Below are 16,156 nucleotides of genomic sequence, written 5' to 3'. Positions count from 1 at the left end.
GCTCGCTCTGAGGCGATAGGCAAATGGAAAACTCGGAGGTGATGCCTGCATCACTGGAGAGTTATCCATTTGACCCCGAGCCTCAAGCCACTGTAGCTAGACGCATCCAAAAGCGGAGGCGGGTCGCTCAGCAGCGACGGGCAAATGTTAGACCGTGGAGAAGGTCCTGACCTTCGTAACGGGCTGTTATTTGTCCCACAGCTGCTACCCGCCGTAGCTAGACGCATCCAAAAGCGAAAGTCGCTGCTCTGAGCCACATAGAAAAGCGTAGCCGGGCTTTAATGTCTCACACTAAAACCGCCACGCCCCCGCAACTACTTCCGAATTCCCGCCTCGTCATCCCCCGAATCGAAAGCGAGAACTTTCTTTATCCATCTATTCAGGTCCTATTGCTTGGTAAAACGATTATCGTAAACCCCTTTGCTTACCGTTACTTATTTCGTTACCATCCGTGAAATAACGAGGCGCTGAATTTCTTGTGTACCTTCATAGATTTGCGTGATTTTCGCGTCACGCATATACCGCTCAACCGGATAATCTTTCGTATATCCATAGCCGCCGTAGATTTGCACCGCTTCTGTTGTTACCTTCATCGCCGTGTCGCCTGCCATTAATTTACTCATCGCTGATTCTTTTCCGTATGGAAGACCTTTTGATTCTAACCACGCGGCTTGATAAGTTAATAATCTTGAAGCTTCAATGCCAGTTGCCATATCTGCTAACTTAAAAGAGATTCCTTGGTTTCTTGAAATTGGTTTACCAAACTGTTCCCGTTCTTTTGCGTAAGAAATAGAAGCATCTAGGGCTCCTTGAGCAATTCCGACGGCTTGAGCGGCGATCCCGTTCCGACCACCATCAAGGGTCATCATCGCGATTTTGAATCCTTCGCCTTCTTGACCAAGCAGATTTTCTTTTGGTACTTTACAATCCTCAAAGACAATTTCCGTTGTTGGTGAAGAACGAATACCTAATTTCTTCTCTTTCTTGCCTACAGAAAATCCTGCGAAGTCCTTTTCAACGATGAATGCACTCGTTCCACGTTGTCTTTCTGATGGATCAGTTAAAGCAAACACCACATAGGTATCGGCAATTCCTCCATTAGTAATGAAGATTTTACTGCCATTTAAAATGTATTGATCGCCATCTAATCGAGCTGTTGTTTTCATACCTCCTGCATCTGATCCAGAACCCGGCTCAGTTAAGCCATACGCTCCAATTTTTTCACCTTGAGCCATTGGTCGTAAGTATTTTTGTTTTTGCTCTTCTGATCCGAACTTATAAATAGGCCATCCTGCCAATGAAGTATGAGCTGACAAGGTTACCCCGGTTGATGCACATACTCTAGAAAGCTCTTCTACTGCGATACAATAGGCTAAATAATCACTACCGATTCCACCATATTCTTCTGGCCAAGGAATTCCGGTCAAGCCTAATTCAGCCATTTTATCGAAAATTTCCCGATCAAATCGTTCTTCTTCATCGCGTTCTGCGGCCGTTGGAGCAACCTCATTCATGGCAAAATTTCGCACCATTTTTCTGATCATTTCATGTTCTTCTGATAAGCGGAAATCCATTTTTACTCCTCCTGAATGTATGTCTATTCACATCTTTTTTTAAGGCTCTTTTCGTATACATTGTGGCTATTTCCTCTTATTTTTGATTAAATCTTCCTTTTCACTGTTGATTCCCCTCAAAAATAGACGAAATCATGCCCGAAACAAAGCTATTTCATTGATGACAAACTGATTCGAAAAGCCACAAACTTTGCGAAAACAGCCTTTTTTAAAACAAGTCAGTTTTCGCAGCAGTATATACCGTTTAAAAAATCAATTTCGGTGCATCTTTCCCTATTTAACAGAAACGAATTCACGGGAAGAATGTAGGGCTCGAGCGAATAGTGAATGAGATAGCAACAAGATAGATGAAAAGAACCTAAGGTAAAATCTCTTACTTTAGTAAATGCTTACTTAAAACAAGTCGTTGAATTTCACTTGTTCCTTCGTAAATTTCGGTTACTTTTGCGTCACGGAACAAACGCTCAACCGGATATTCTTCTGAATAGCCATATCCACCAAACACTTGAACGGCTTCGATCGTCGCATCCACCGCTGTTTTCGAAGCAAATAACTTAGCCATAGATGCTTCTTTCCCACATGGCAAATCATTGGCGCGAAGATTGGCTGCTCGGTAAACAAGAAGCTTAGATCCTTCAATGGCGGTGGCCATATCAGCTAATTTAAAGCCTACTCCTTGCTGCGCCGCTATAGGTTTACCAAACTGTTTGCGCTCATTTGCATAATTCACACTATGTTCTAACGCTGCTTCAGCAATCCCTAATGCTTGAGCTGCAATGCCAATTCGTCCAACATCTAGGTTTGCCATCGCAATTTTAAAGCCTTCACCTTCTTGACCAAGCAGGTTTTCAGCCGATATTTTCATATTTTCAAAGGTTATCTGAACAGTTCTCGATCCATGTAAACCCATTTTCTTCTCATCTTTGCCTATAAGAAGTCCTTCTGTATCCTTTTCAACGATAAAAGCTGACACTCCTTTGCTTCCTCGAGTAGGATCGGTTGTGGCAAAAACAATATATGTATCAGCTACTCCACCATTGGTAATAAACACTTTACTGCCGTTTAGAATATAGGAATCCCCTTGCTTAACCGCCTTTGTTTTTAAGCTTCCTGCATCTGACCCAGCTCCTGGTTCCGTTAGACAAAAGGCGCCAAGGTATTCTCCTGAAGCAAGTTTCGGGACATATTTTTGCTTTTGTTCTTCATTTCCGAAGTACAGAATAGGATTCGTTCCAACGGATGTGTGAACCGATAAAATCACCCCGACGGTTGCACTAACCTTTGATAACTCGTGAATCGCTAAAATGTAAGACGTAAAGTCCATTTCTGAGCCGCCGTACTTTTCAGGAATCGTAATCCCCATTAAGCCGAGATCCGCCATTTCTTTCAATAACTCTCTTGGAAATTCTCCTTGCTCCATGCTTTCTACATAAGAAGCAACTTCCGTTTGGGCAAAATCACGAACCATTTTTCTCATCATTTCCTGTTCTTCTGTCCAGCGTAATTCCATCTGTTCTCCCCCTCTGTTCGTTCACGTATCCTCCAGCGGTCGTCTCTAAATTCTTAAGACTCGTAGCTGTAAAAACCTCTGCCTGTTTTCTTGCCGAGCCAGCCTGCTTTTACATATTTACGTAGAAGTGGACATGGACGATATTTATCATCCCCAAAACCCTCGTGAAGCGTTTCCATAATATAGAGACAAGTATCTAAACCGATAAAATCAGCTAGCGTTAATGGTCCCATTGGGTGGTTCATTCCAAGCTTCATCACTTCATCAATCGCTTCTTCCGTCGCCACACCTTCGTATAAGGTGAAAATCGCTTCATTAATCATCGGCATTAGAATTCGATTGGAAACAAACCCTGGAAAGTCATTCACTTCTACAGGTACTTTCTTCAATGCTTTAGTCATGTCTTCAACAGACTGATAGACTTCATCCGCCGTCGCCAGACCCCGAATAATCTCAACAAGCTTCATCACTGGCACTGGATTCATAAAGTGCATACCAATCACTTTTTCTGGACGCTTCGTCGCTGCGGCGATTTCAGTAATCGGTAGCGAAGACGTATTCGTGGCTAAAATCGCATCCTCTTTCGCAATAGTGTCTAATTGGGCAAAGATTTGCGTTTTGATTTCCATATTTTCCACCGCTGCCTCGATGACAATGTCCACTTCACTTGCGTCCTCCAACGAAGTTGACGCATGCAATCTAGATAGCACCTCGGTTTTCTCAGCCTCTGATAAACGACCCTTCTCCACCGAACGGGAAAGGTTTTTCGAAATAACGCCAAGGCCCTTAGCTACAAATTCCTCTTTTAGGTCGTTTAATTTCACTTCAAACCCTGCTTGAGCACATACTTGCGCTATGCCAGAACCCATTTGTCCTGCTCCGATTACCATTACATTTTTTATATTCATACCTATCTCCCCCTTTGTGCTGACCTTGCATTTCTTACGCTTTTGGTACCTCGATCATAATCGCATCTCCTTGCCCCGTTCCTGAACAAATAGACGCAATTCCAATTCCACCACCCCTACGCTTTAATTCATAAGCTAAGGTTAAAATAATCCGTGCTCCACTTGCTCCAATTGGATGACCAAGTGCAACGGCTCCACCATTCACATTGACTTTTTCTTGATCTAAATTTGCAATCTTCCCACTTGTTAACGCAACCGCAGCAAAGGCTTCGTTAATTTCAAATAGATCAATTTCTCCTAGTGACTTCCCTGTTTTTTCTAGAAGCTTATTGATGACTAGGCCAGGTGTCTCCGGGAAATCTTGTGCTTCAACTGCTACCGTTGTATGCCCAATAATCGAAGCCAGTGGCGTTTTTCCTTCTTGTTGTGCTCGTTCTTCGCTCATTAAAACAAGAGCCGCCGCTCCGTCATTCACGCCAGGCGCATTTCCTGCCGTAATCGAACCATCCGCGTCAAAAACAGAATTTAATTTTGCCAGACGTGCAATTGAGGTATCTTTTCGAGGCGCCTCATCATGCTCCACAATAATTGGATCTCCCTTACGCTGAGGCACTTCAATTTTGACGATTTCTTCAGCGAATACTCCATTTTCCATTGCTTCGATCGCCCGTTGGTGACTTCTATACGCCCATTCATCTTGTTGCTCACGTGTAATATTATGTTTCGTCGCTGTCCGATTGCCATAGGTCCCCATATGAACGCCTTCAAAACAACACATTAACCCGTCATGTAGCATTAAGTCTTTCACTTGATTATCGCCCATCCGGAATCCCCAGCGTGCTTTCGGAAGAGCATATGGCGCATTGGACATGGATTCCATTCCTCCTGCGACAATGACTTCCTCGTCCCCAGCACGAATAATTTGATCTCCTATCGTGACACTTCTCATTCCCGAAGCGCACACTTTATTAATCGTTTCCGTTTGGACTTCCCATGGCAAGCCTGCATGACGAGCTGCTTGTCGAGATGGAATCTGCCCTTGTCCTCCTTGAAGAACGGACCCTAAAATCACTTCATCTACTTGCTGTCCTTCTACTCCCGAGCGCATAAGTGCTTCTTTCACAACAAACCCGCCCAATTCTGATGCGGTAAAAGAACTTAAATTCCCCCCAAGCTTGCCAAAAGGTGTTCTTGCCCCGTCAATAATGACTGTTTTCGCCATAATAAAATTCCTCCCCCTATTATTCGTAAACGCTTACATAAATTGAAACCTTAATGTTCAGAGATGTATGTCTCCTCTCTTTGAGCTCCTGACTGAACGCTCGCTCAATCGAATGAGTTAAAGAGAGGGACCTCTGTCCCAATCTACAAATTTAATTTCCATCCTCTTCTATTATAGAAAAGATTAGGAGAAATATAAATTCATTTGCTTAGATTTTTTAAAATATTTTGAATTATACAGCGAAAATGAAGAATATGTCGTTGCCCGCTAGAATCGGAGTTGCAGGTGTTCATTCAGGCAACAGCGAATATCAAAGGTTCACTTCGTATACCTTGTGTTGCTCTTGATACGCAAAGGATAAATCAAGCATGAATTTTGAAAATAGCTACTAGTGAATAGGTGAAAAGATTACGCTTCGAAGAGAAAAACGTAATCCAATCATCTTTGTGACAGCTTCTATTTAAAAATTATTTAGGATACGAGCTTCGTTTCACCAGGTGTTCCACAAACCGCTTTTTCTAACAACTCCGCTACATCATAGGTCGCTACGGTTTCTTCAACTTCCTTCGCCTTCGTTCCATCTGAAAGCATGGTTAAGCAATATGGACAACCGGAAGAAATCACCGATGGTTTCACCTCTAGTGCTTGTTCGGTCCGGGCAACATTCACGCGGTGACCTGTATCTTCTTCCATCCACATTAAGCCTCCACCCGCTCCACAGCACATGCCTTTTTCACGGTTTCGTTCCATTTCTAGCAGCGTAACCCCTTTAATGGATTGAAGAATCTCCCGTGGTGGTGAGTAGACTTCGTTGTATCTGCCCAAATAACAAGAATCGTGGAAGGTGATTTTTTCATTGACTTCGTATTGTGGCTTCAATCGGCCTTCTTTAACAAGATCCGCTAGAAGCTCGGTATGATGGTACACTTCCGCTTCGAATCCAAAATCCGGATACTCATTTTTAAAGATATTGTATGCGTGTGGGTCAATCGTCACAATTTTCTTGACTTCATTTTTCTCGAACTCTGCAATATTTCCGGTCGCAAGCTCTTGGAATAAAAATTCATTTCCAAGACGTCTCGGTGTGTCTCCAGAGTTTTTCTCTTTATTTCCTAAAATCGCAAATTTCACGCCTGCTTCATTCATTAATTTAGCAAACGCCAGCGCGATTTTTTGACTGCGGTTATCAAAGGCACCCATGGAGCCGACCCAGAATAAGTATTCAAAGTCTTCTCCTGCTTTTTTCAATTCTTTCACCGTCGGAATCGCAACATCTTCACGTGCTTCACGCCAGTTCTCTTTTTCTTTACGGTTTAGTCCCCATGGATTTCCTTGGCGCTCAATGTTTTGCATCGCACGCTGCGCATCGGCATCCATTTTCCCTTCTGTTAACACAAGATAACGACGAAGGTCGATGATTTTATCGACATGCTCATTCATAACTGGGCATTGATCTTCACAGTTACGACACGTCGTACAGGCCCAAATTTCTTCTTCCGTGATGACATCGCCAATTAAGCTTGGGCTATAAGCAAGTCCCGCCGCCGCTTCTTCTGCTGCTTGAGTCGCACTTGCTAGTGCAATTTGGTTTCCTTTTGTGTTAGAAAACGCAAAAGTCGGTACCCAAGGTTGTTTTGACGTAACTGCCGCCCCGTGATTGGTTAAATGATCACGCAGCTTCACAATCAAGTCCATCGGCGAAAGCATCTTCCCTGTTCCGGTCGCTGGACACATATTCGTACAACGTCCACATTCCACACAGGCATAGAAATCAATCATTTGATGTTGTGTAAATTCTTCGATCTTTCCAACACCAAACGTCTCTTGAGATTCATCTTCAAAGTCGATTTTGCTTAATTTTCCTGGATTATCTAAACGATTGAAGTAAACATTCGCTGGTCCAGCAATTAAATGAGCATGCTTAGACTGTGGAACATATACTAAAAAGGCTAATAAGAATAATAAATGAATCCACCATGAGATATAGAAAATTACAATAGAAGCTGTCTCACCGATCCACCCTGAAGCTGCCGCAACTGCCGATGCAATCGGTTCTGTCCACGAAAGCTCTTCTCCGTGCCAAATTAGGCCCATTCCATTTCCAACAAGAACCGATAGCATTAATCCACCGATGAAAATTAAGACAAGCCCACTCTTAAACCCACGCTTTAAACGAACTAGTTTTTCAACATAGCGACGATAAAAGGCCCAAATAACCGCCACTAAAATGGTTAAGGTAACGATTTCTTGGAAAAACGTGAAGCCTGAATATAACGGTCCAAGTGGCAAATGGGAGCCAGGCGCCAATCCCTTCCAAATAAAATCGATTGCTCCAAATTGAACAAGAATAAATCCATAGAAAAACATTACATGAATCGTTCCACTTTTCTTATCCTTCAATAACTTCTTCTGACCAAACACATTGACCATAATTTTATTGAAGCGTTCTTTAAAATTTTGGTCAAACTCTACTTTTTTACCTAATTTAATGAACTGAATTCTCGTTCTGACCACATATACAAATAAACTAAGAGCGTAAGCGGTTACAAGAATGAACGCAATCCAGTTTGCAATTAATAATCCTGTGCCCATGTATTCTTCCTCCCCCTTTGTTGTCTACACTTTTGAAAACCATTTTAATTTTCAGAATGTTCCTTAGTTCCATTATATAATGAATGAGCATTCAGTCAATGGTTTTTGTCGTTTCTTTTCCACATTTCTTCCCCTTAAATGTGCGTATTCTCATACAATTCACCATTTTTCTTCATATCCCTGCTAAATCGAATATTATTTTTTTTCATAATTCAAGCAATTATCGTTTGAATTTAAATTTTTCATTTTAATAAAGCCTTGCTAATCAGAGGTATTAATTACCGCTCCAACTGATTTAGTCAATTATCCACAGGAAGCTTAAACAGGACCATAAGTTGGGAAATAAGATGCACTGATGACCTAAATTGTTGCACTTACCACCTTTTTTGTTGCATTCCACCCTTTTCTCTCTGTTTGCGTCCAACTTGAACGGGAAGTTTTTAAGTATAGGGGTTCAGGGACATACTAACAATACTGATGGTGAAAGAGGGAATTTTATGTGGTGGCTAATCATAATAACCGCCCTGCTCATTTGGGTCGTGGCAGATTTATCTTTAGGAAAGTATTTTTTTAAAAAAAAACTGACTACGCGTGAGTATCCGGAGCGGCAGAGTCAGATCGAGTTTTATTCCAGCGGTCCGCAACTTTTCCAGCAAATGTTTGTTGATTTTCAGCAGGCACAAAAGAGTATACATGTCTTGTTTTATGCTGTGGAAGATGATTCATTTGGACTCGAATTTCTTGCGTCTTTAGAGGACAAGGCACGCCAAGGATTAACCATTCGATTGGTTATGGATCGACTTGGTAGCCTAAAAATAAAAAAATCGCTCGTCCAGCGCCTAGAAAAGAATGGTGTTCATGTCCAATTTTCTCTTAAGCCACGACTACCGTTTTTACTCTTTTCCATTCAACAACGTAATCACCGGAAAGTGACAGTGATTGACGGAAAAATTGGATATTTGGGGGGCTACAACGTTGGATTACAATATGTTGACCAGGGTAAAAAACATCTTTCACCGTGGCGAGACTATCATCTTCGCATCAAAGGCGAGGGGGTTCAAGATCTTCAGCGTGAGTTTTTATTTGAGTGGAATGATTCCACCTTATTTGAAGATTCGTCGCTTTTCCCGCCGCTACCTAAAGAAAAAATGGCGCATCAATTCTATCCAAGCGAAGGGGTAAAGCTTGAGGATTTATTTTATGACCTTATCGAAAAAGCAGAGCAGACGCTCATTATCTGCACGCCCTATTTCATCCCAACTCCCAAGCTGGAGCAAGCCCTTATCAGAGCCTTAGAACGCAGGGTTGAGCTTCGGATTCTCGTTCCACAAGAGGCAGATCATGTCTTAGTGAAAGAAGCCTCTTTTAAGCATTTTCGAAAAATCATTCCACTCGGGGCAAAAGTTTTTCAATATAAGGATGGCTTCTTTCACGGGAAGGTCTTTGTTGTTGATAAGAAAATTGCTGATGTCGGGACAGCAAACTTTGATAAACGTAGCTTGTTTTTGAATTTTGAGTTGAATAACATAATATCGGACCTAGGGCTTATCGAACAGATTGTCCGCACCATCGAAACCGACGTTGAAAAGTCTCATCACTTAACAGCGCAGGAATTAAAGCAAGTAGGTATTCAGGTGCGCATAAAAGAATTTTTTGCTAGCATCTTCTCTTATTTTTTATAGAAATAGTCTATTCAAGCAAGCTTGATTCTGAACAATGACGAATTCTTGTTTGACATCTACATGAAAAAGGGGAAATACATTCACATGAAAATACGATTCGGTTTTGTTGCCAACGCACTAGAACTTTGGGATGCTAGCCCTTCAAAGACAGTCACCTTCAAACGATATCAGCAGCTTGGCGAAAAGGAAGGCCAGGAGAAATTATTAGAAGTGACCTCTCTTAATCTTCAACATACGAAACGAATTCTCTACTATTTAGCGGCACATGAGATCCCGCTTTACCGCTTTTCTAGTTCGCTTGTCCCACTGGCCACACATCCTGAAGTAGCGTGGGATTTTATTACCCCTTTTCGAGAAGAGTGGGCAGAGCTTGGTCGACTTGTCCGCCAATTTTCCATTCGCCCGAGTTTTCATCCTAATCAGTTCACTTTATTCACCAGTTCGCGTCAACAGGTCACCGACAACGCTGTTGGTGGTATGCAGTTTCACTATGACATGCTAAAAGCCATGAGCATTGAAGAACAGGCAGTGGTTAATATTCACATCGGCGGCAGTTACGGAGATAAGAATGGTACTCTCGTTCGCTTTTATGATAATCTTCAATTGTTACCAAAAGAAGTGAAAGATGTGATGACGCTTGAAAACGATGATAAAACCTATAATGTCGAGGAAACATTGACGGTGTGTCAAGAAGAAAACATTCCGATGGTGCTCGATATTCACCATCACGTAGCGAACCCAACCGCCGGCCCAATCGAAGATTACATAGCCGATATCTTTGCTACTTGGCAGCACCGCAAGTTAATTCCCAAGGTTCATATCTCCTCTCCGAAATCAGATAACGCCTTTCGTGCACACGCTGATTATGTAGACGCCCGGTTTATTGAAGGATTTTTTGCGGCACTAAGAAAGTTCGATACCGACGTTGATTTTATGATTGAAGCGAAAAGCAAGGATTTGGCGATGCGGCAGTTAATTGAGGATCTTTCATCTATTCGAGGGGTCAAGCGGATTGGCGGCGGGACCCTCATGATGTAAGGCTTCTTTCGTTACGCTTGTGGCGATTGAGCCTAAAATAGTGGGATTCCCCAGCTTGTCAAAGACTACACCGGCAAGACATGAAAAAAATGTTCAAAGTTCAGCTAGTTCTGATTAATTGACCATTGAAATAACTACTTTTGAAGAATCAGGCCCGTATATTCCTAATGTATGTCTACTTTAAACGCTTTTTTGTGAATTTTTTTGCTCCTCGCACGAAGATAGTACAGGCAGTAGGGCTTCTTCGAGGTAATTCTTATTTTTTGTAGGAATCACCATTTTCCTGTTTGGATAAGAGCACAAAAGCATACAGGCAAGGGTCATATTCCTATTCGTATCAGTTAATTATCTGTGATATAGCTTTGATTCGGGCATCATTTCGTCTGTTTATGATAGAAATCAACAATGAAATGGAGGATTTAGTCAAAAATCAGATGAAATAGCCACAATGTATACGAAAAGAACCTTGCGAAAAAAAGACAAACATAAAGAGTACCTTGATTCAAAGGTACTCTTTTGTCATGCCGTTATAATGGCTAATTCATCAAGGTTAAAATGTACTCATAGGCTTTAAATCCAAGATAAATCCCGACAATCCCCATTATTCCTGCGAGTGCAGGTGGGGCAGGAATCGGTAATTTTAGTAAAGCAAATACAAATCCGACGATAAAGCCGGTTAAAATGGCAAGTAAGACAACTTTCATATTGTTCCCTCCATCAGTTTTATAGGTTTAGCCTTTCCCTATTCCCTTACTATTATGAAAGAAAACAAAATGAGTCCCCTCCGCCGTTCTTCTTAACTGACTGTTTTCGCAAAGATTGTGGCTTTTGTTATACTTTGTTGCTATTGGCACAAAGAAAAAACAGGAAGTAAGTTTTTTTCGAGTAATTTCTTATTTTTTATCTAGAAGTGGAAAAGTTTTCATTAGGAAAAGAGCACGAAGTCATACAACTCAAGGGATATATTCCCATTCGAAAAGTCACAATTTAAACTAAAATAAACCCGAGAGAATCTTCAATCTCTCGGGTTGAGACATTTACATTTTTTCTGGAGCAGATACGCCAATCAATGCTAATGAATTTTGCAGCGTAATTTGAACTGTGCGAACTAACGCTAAACGAGCTTGTGTAAGCTCAGGGTTGCTATCATCTAAAACCTTGGCTGCATTATAGAAGCTATGGAAAGTTGAAGCCAATTCATTCACGTACGTCGCAATTCGATGCGGGGTACGGTTCAACGCTGAATCTGCCACAACAATTGGGAAATCACCTATTTTTTTCAGTAGATCAATTTCTTTTTCCTCTTTGATGAGAGAGAAATCGGCGCTTCCATCAATCGTCTTCCCTTGTTCACTTGCTTGACGCAGGATTGAAGAAATTCGTGCGTGTGCATATTGTGCATAATATACGGGATTTTCGTTTGATTGTGACACGGCTAAATCAAGATCAAAATCCATATGCGTATCGCCACTTCTCATCGCAAAGAAATAACGAACCGCATCGAGGCCAACTTCATCAACTAGTTCACGCATCGTAACTGCTTTACCCGTCCGTTTACTCATTTTCATCTTTTCACCATTTTTATAAAGGTGCACAAGTTGAATCACTTCTACTTCTAGCTTTTCCGGATTGAATCCAAGTGCCTCCACCGCTGCTTTCATGCGAGGAATGTAGCCATGATGGTCTGCACCCCATATGTTGATTAACACATCATGATCACGATCAAATTTATCTTGATGATACGAAATATCTGGTGTTAAGTAAGTGTAGGTGCCATCATTTTTAATCAGAACACGGTTTTTATCATCGCCAAATGACATTGAGTTGAACCAGGTTGCCCCTTCTTCCTCATAGACATGCCCATTTTCTTTTAACGTTTTTAAGGCATTGTCGATTTTCCCATTTTCGTAAAGGGATGTTTCTGAATACCAAACATCGAACGGAACTCGGAAGCTTTCTAAATCTTGTTTCAGCTTAGCCATTTCGAATTTTAACCCGTAAGCCCGGAAGAAATCAAAACGTTCTTTTTCATCGACTTGTACATATTTTTCTCCAAATTCACTTGCGAGCTCTTTTCCGATTCCAATTATATCGGCTCCTTGATAGCCGTCTTCTGGCATATCCTTTTCTAGTCCTAAAGCTTGGAAATAGCGAGCTTCTACAGAAAGTGCTAGATTATTTATTTGATTTCCGGCGTCGTTAATATAATATTCCCGAGTCACCTTATACCCCGCCTTGGCTAGAACATTTGATAAGGAATCACCCACCGCAGCCCCGCGTGCGTGACCGAGGTGTAAATCTCCTGTAGGATTAGCGGAAACAAACTCGACGTTCACTTTCTCGCCTTTTCCAGCTTGGGATTCTCCGTACTTTTCTTTTTGTTCTAAAATCGTTGGAATCAGCTCCGTTAAATAGCTGTTATTCATATGAAAATTAATAAATCCTGGGCCGGCGATATCAATCTTTTCAATTGACGCTTTTGTTTTATCAAAGTTGGCAACAATCTCATCCGCAATCATTCTTGGGGCCTTTTTGGCAACACGCGCGAGCTGCATCGCCATATTTGTAGAATAATCTCCGTGGGTCTTTTCCTTCGGTGTTTCTAGAATGACACTCGGAATTTGTTCTTCTGCGGCAAGTCCTGCTTTTAAGACCGCTTCTTTGATTTCAAGCTTTAACTTCTCTTGGACTACTTCGACGATATTCATGCTTCAACATCCTCCTTATATGTAAGTTTCATTTTATATGTGCCAACCACGGTTCCTTGCATGGATAAATCATATGTTAACAGAATTTCTCCATTTGAATCACTCTGTTGTTTATGGCGTAGATTTCTTGTTTTTGTTTCCAATAGAAAGGTTCCATGCGGACTTTCATATGATCCATTCATCGCTGATTCTCGCTGAAATGCTAAGCGCATCTTGACCGCTCCACCTCGCAAAATCAAGCCGGTGTCTTCTTTTATTTTAACAATCGTTCTGACTGTACCTTCTTCTAATACTTCCTCATATTTTAAAAAGGAGGCGCCTCCTTTTTGATAGTATCGGCCAAAAGTAGTGAAGGAGATGGACTCTTTTTCACCTTCTTGAGTGATATCTGTCGTCAGGTGAATTTTGACAGGGGTGTAATCCTGATCACGTTCTGTCAATGGATTCACTTCCTTTTCAGTATTTGTCTTTATAACTAATTAAGTATAAGAAGGTTTAAGCAAAAAAGCAATGATTCACCCAGAAGAATTGCTTTTAGACTTTCTATCTAGGCTCTTTGGATTAAAAAGGGAATATTAAGGTGCCTCTAAATTATTTATCTTGCCGCAAATAAATCAGTTTAAAAACTTTATTGGAATATAAATGGCTGTTTTCATGGGAGATGGTGACGGTTTGGTTCGTCAACATGGAGGTCCTCATTTACATGGTCGCTAAAGTCTAATAATAGTGGTCTCCCCTATTTCGCTGTTGATTTCCATCAGAATTAGATGAAAAGATGCCTAGAAACAAAGCTAAATCATCCATTGGTACTAATAGCGACAACCATTGCAAAAACAGCCTCTATCCTAAAACCGTATTCAATATAAAAGGCTGTTTTCGCAAAGATTGTGGCTTTCGAATAGGAATAGATTCCCTGATTTGTATGACTTCGTACTTTTTTCCTAATGAAAAATTATCTATTTCTAGATAAAAAATAAGAAATCCGTCTAAAAAATCTTACTGCCTGTTTTTTCTTTATGCCGATAGCAACAAAGTCTACGAAAAGAGCCATATCAAAAAAAACCCTTAGAAGTGTACCTCGCCACTTCTAAGGGGAATGGGATATTCGCTTCAACGGTCTATTTCATCCAACCTAAGAGCATTTCACGAATCAGCTTACTCGCTGTATTCGCTGTTTGTTCCGAGTTATCATAAATTGGGGCAACTTCCACTAAATCACAGCCGACAACCTTAACATTTGAACGAGCAATAGAATGAATCGATGCTAGTAGCTCTTTGGTTGTAATCCCACCGCAATCGACTGTTCCCGTTCCTGGTGCGTGTGCCGGATCGAGTACATCGATATCAATCGTCACATACACCGGACGTCCTGCTAAGGTTGGGAGGATTTCTTTTAACGGCTGATGCACATCAAATTTGGAGATATGCATGCCGTTTTCTTTTGCCCATTGAAATTCTTCCTTCATTCCCGAACGAATGCCGAAAGAGTACACATTTTTCGGCCCGATATGCTCGGCGATTTTCCGAATGGGCGTGGAGTGCGAAAGCGATTCACCTTCATACTCTTCACGCAAATCAGTGTGGGCATCCATATGGATAATCGCAAGATCTGGATATTTCTTAGCCATTGCTTTCATCACAGGCCAAGACACTAAATGTTCCCCGCCCATGCCGAATGGGATTTTCCCGTCGCTTAGAAGGTGATCCACATAATCTTCAATCATTTCGATGCTTCGCTGTGGATTGCCAAATGGAAGCGGGATATCCCCTGCGTCGAAATACTTCACTTCTTCTAGTTCGCGATCTAAGTACACACTGTATTCTTCTAGTCCAATCGATACCTCGCGAATACGAGTCGGACCGAAGCGAGAACCCGGTCGATAGCTAACCGTCCAGTCCATTGGCATACCGTAAAGTACGACCGCACTTTCGTCATAGGATGGATGACTTTTAATAAATACATTACCTGAATAAGCTTCATCAAAACGCATCAATGAGCACCCTCTTTTCTATTCTGTTAAATCTTTTACAAATTTCGGAAGTACAAAAGCAGCTTTATGAAGCTCTTTTGTGTAATATTTAGTATCGATTTCATGGAATCGATCTTCTTGAACTTCTAGAGGATTATGTTTTTTCGATCCTACTGTAAATGTCCATAAGCCACTTGGATACGTTGGGATGTTTGCGATATAAAGATTTGTAATTGGAAAAATTTCTTTTACATCACGTTGGACAGTACGGATTAGATCTGCTTTAAACCAAGGATTGTCCGTTTGCGCAACAAAGATCCCGTCTTCTTTTAGGGCCTTGGAGATACCTGCGTAAAATCCTTTGGAAAATAAGTTTACCGCTGGTCCCACCGGTTCAGTCGAGTCCACCATAATAACGTCGTAGATATTTTCACTTTGGGCGATATGCATGAAGCCATCGTCAACTTTCACTTCTACGCGCTCGTTCTCTAATTCACCTGCGATTTCTGGCAAGTATTGTTTGGAGTACTCGATTACTTTCCCGTCGATTTCGACAAGAACTGCTTTTTTCACGCTCGGATGCTTCAGCACTTCACGAATAACGCCTCCGTCTCCACCGCCAACAACAAGAACTGTTTCTGGGTTGGGATGTGTAAATAGCGGTACATGCGCGACCATTTCATGATAAACGAACTCGTCTTTTTGTGAGGTCATGACCATCCCATCAAGGAATAACATATTTCCCCATTCTGCTGTTTCTGCCATTTCTAATTTCTGAAAGTCGGTTTGTTCTGTATGTAATGTGCGATTAATTTTCATCGTAATTCCGAAGTTTTCTGTCTGTTTTTCTGTAAACCAAAATCCACCCATTTTTCATCTTCCTTTCTTAATTCCATCTCATCTATTCTTGTGTTTGCAAAGGCATCATTTTTATCCTTCCCCAACTACTTAA

General features: G+C 41.4%; 13 protein-coding genes. 3 read left to right on the top strand and 10 right to left on the bottom strand.

Annotation, left to right across the window (positions count from 1 at the left end):
• Nucleotides 1–23: 23 nt before the first annotated feature.
• Entirely contained in the window at nt 24–170 is a 147-nt protein-coding gene (locus U8D43_RS12125) for a hypothetical protein (RefSeq protein ID WP_335871443.1), read from the top strand.
• A 264-nt stretch (nt 171–434) separates the two neighbouring features.
• On the opposite strand, the gene U8D43_RS12120 is transcribed toward U8D43_RS12125, so the two are convergent.
• The 5 genes from U8D43_RS12120 to U8D43_RS12100 all read right to left on the bottom strand — a co-directional run bounded on the left by U8D43_RS12120 (nt 435) and on the right by U8D43_RS12100 (nt 7,806).
• Nucleotides 435–1,574 carry an acyl-CoA dehydrogenase gene (locus U8D43_RS12120; protein ID WP_335871442.1) on the bottom strand — a complete coding sequence of 380 codons (1,140 nt, stop codon included), beginning with the start codon at nt 1,572–1,574 and terminating at the stop codon, nt 435–437.
• A gap of 373 nt (nt 1,575–1,947) precedes the next feature.
• Complete coding sequence (locus tag U8D43_RS12115; RefSeq protein WP_335871441.1) at nt 1,948–3,084, bottom strand: acyl-CoA dehydrogenase; 1,137 nt, start codon at nt 3,082–3,084, stop codon at nt 1,948–1,950.
• 53 nt (nt 3,085–3,137) lie between these two features.
• Nucleotides 3,138–3,992 carry a 3-hydroxybutyryl-CoA dehydrogenase gene (locus U8D43_RS12110; protein ID WP_335871440.1) on the bottom strand — a complete coding sequence of 285 codons (855 nt, stop codon included), beginning with the start codon at nt 3,990–3,992 and terminating at the stop codon, nt 3,138–3,140.
• Between the two features lie 34 nt (nt 3,993–4,026).
• The gene (locus U8D43_RS12105; protein ID WP_335871439.1) at nt 4,027–5,214 is read right to left on the bottom strand and encodes an acetyl-CoA C-acetyltransferase; all 1,188 of its coding nucleotides are present in this window, start codon (nt 5,212–5,214) and stop codon (nt 4,027–4,029) included.
• Between the two features lie 471 nt (nt 5,215–5,685).
• A complete protein-coding gene (locus U8D43_RS12100; protein WP_335871438.1) occupies nt 5,686–7,806 on the bottom strand; it encodes a (Fe-S)-binding protein in 2,121 nt (706 codons plus the stop codon).
• A 497-nt stretch (nt 7,807–8,303) separates the two neighbouring features.
• Between U8D43_RS12100 and U8D43_RS12095 the strand changes: the two genes are divergently transcribed.
• Entirely contained in the window at nt 8,304–9,488 is a 1,185-nt protein-coding gene (locus U8D43_RS12095) for a phospholipase D-like domain-containing protein (protein WP_335871437.1), read from the top strand.
• Nucleotides 9,489–9,572: 84 nt separating this feature from the next.
• Complete coding sequence (gene uvsE / locus U8D43_RS12090) at nt 9,573–10,526, top strand: UV DNA damage repair endonuclease UvsE (RefSeq protein WP_335871478.1); 954 nt, start codon at nt 9,573–9,575, stop codon at nt 10,524–10,526.
• Nucleotides 10,527–11,062: 536 nt separating this feature from the next.
• Here uvsE and U8D43_RS12085 read toward each other — a convergent pair.
• From U8D43_RS12085 to speE, 5 genes are all read right to left on the bottom strand, one after another.
• On the bottom strand, nt 11,063–11,230 hold the full coding sequence (locus U8D43_RS12085; RefSeq protein ID WP_335871436.1) for a XapX domain-containing protein: 168 nt from the start codon (nt 11,228–11,230) through the stop codon (nt 11,063–11,065).
• A gap of 333 nt (nt 11,231–11,563) precedes the next feature.
• Nucleotides 11,564–13,234, bottom strand: a complete 1,671-nt coding sequence (gene argS, locus U8D43_RS12080; protein WP_335871435.1) for an arginine--tRNA ligase — start codon at nt 13,232–13,234, stop codon at nt 11,564–11,566.
• Nucleotides 13,231–13,674 (bottom strand): YwiB family protein, encoded by a 444-nt coding sequence (locus U8D43_RS12075; RefSeq protein ID WP_335871434.1) that lies wholly within the window; start codon nt 13,672–13,674, stop codon nt 13,231–13,233. The genes argS and U8D43_RS12075 overlap by 4 nt, the downstream gene beginning before the upstream one ends.
• A 678-nt stretch (nt 13,675–14,352) precedes the next feature.
• Entirely contained in the window at nt 14,353–15,225 is an 873-nt protein-coding gene (gene speB / locus U8D43_RS12070) for an agmatinase (protein WP_335871477.1), read from the bottom strand.
• An 18-nt stretch (nt 15,226–15,243) separates the two neighbouring features.
• Entirely contained in the window at nt 15,244–16,074 is an 831-nt protein-coding gene (gene speE, locus U8D43_RS12065) for a spermidine synthase (RefSeq protein WP_335871433.1), read from the bottom strand.
• Between the last annotated feature and the right edge of the window lie 82 nt (nt 16,075–16,156).

Origin of the sequence: Bacillus sp. 2205SS5-2, assembly GCF_037024155.1 — a bacterium.
In the GTDB taxonomy this organism is placed as follows: Bacteria; Bacillota; Bacilli; order Bacillales; family Bacillaceae_K; genus Bacillus_CI.
Note: the sequence above shows the minus strand (reverse complement) of the source record. Positions and strands in the feature narration are given on the sequence as shown.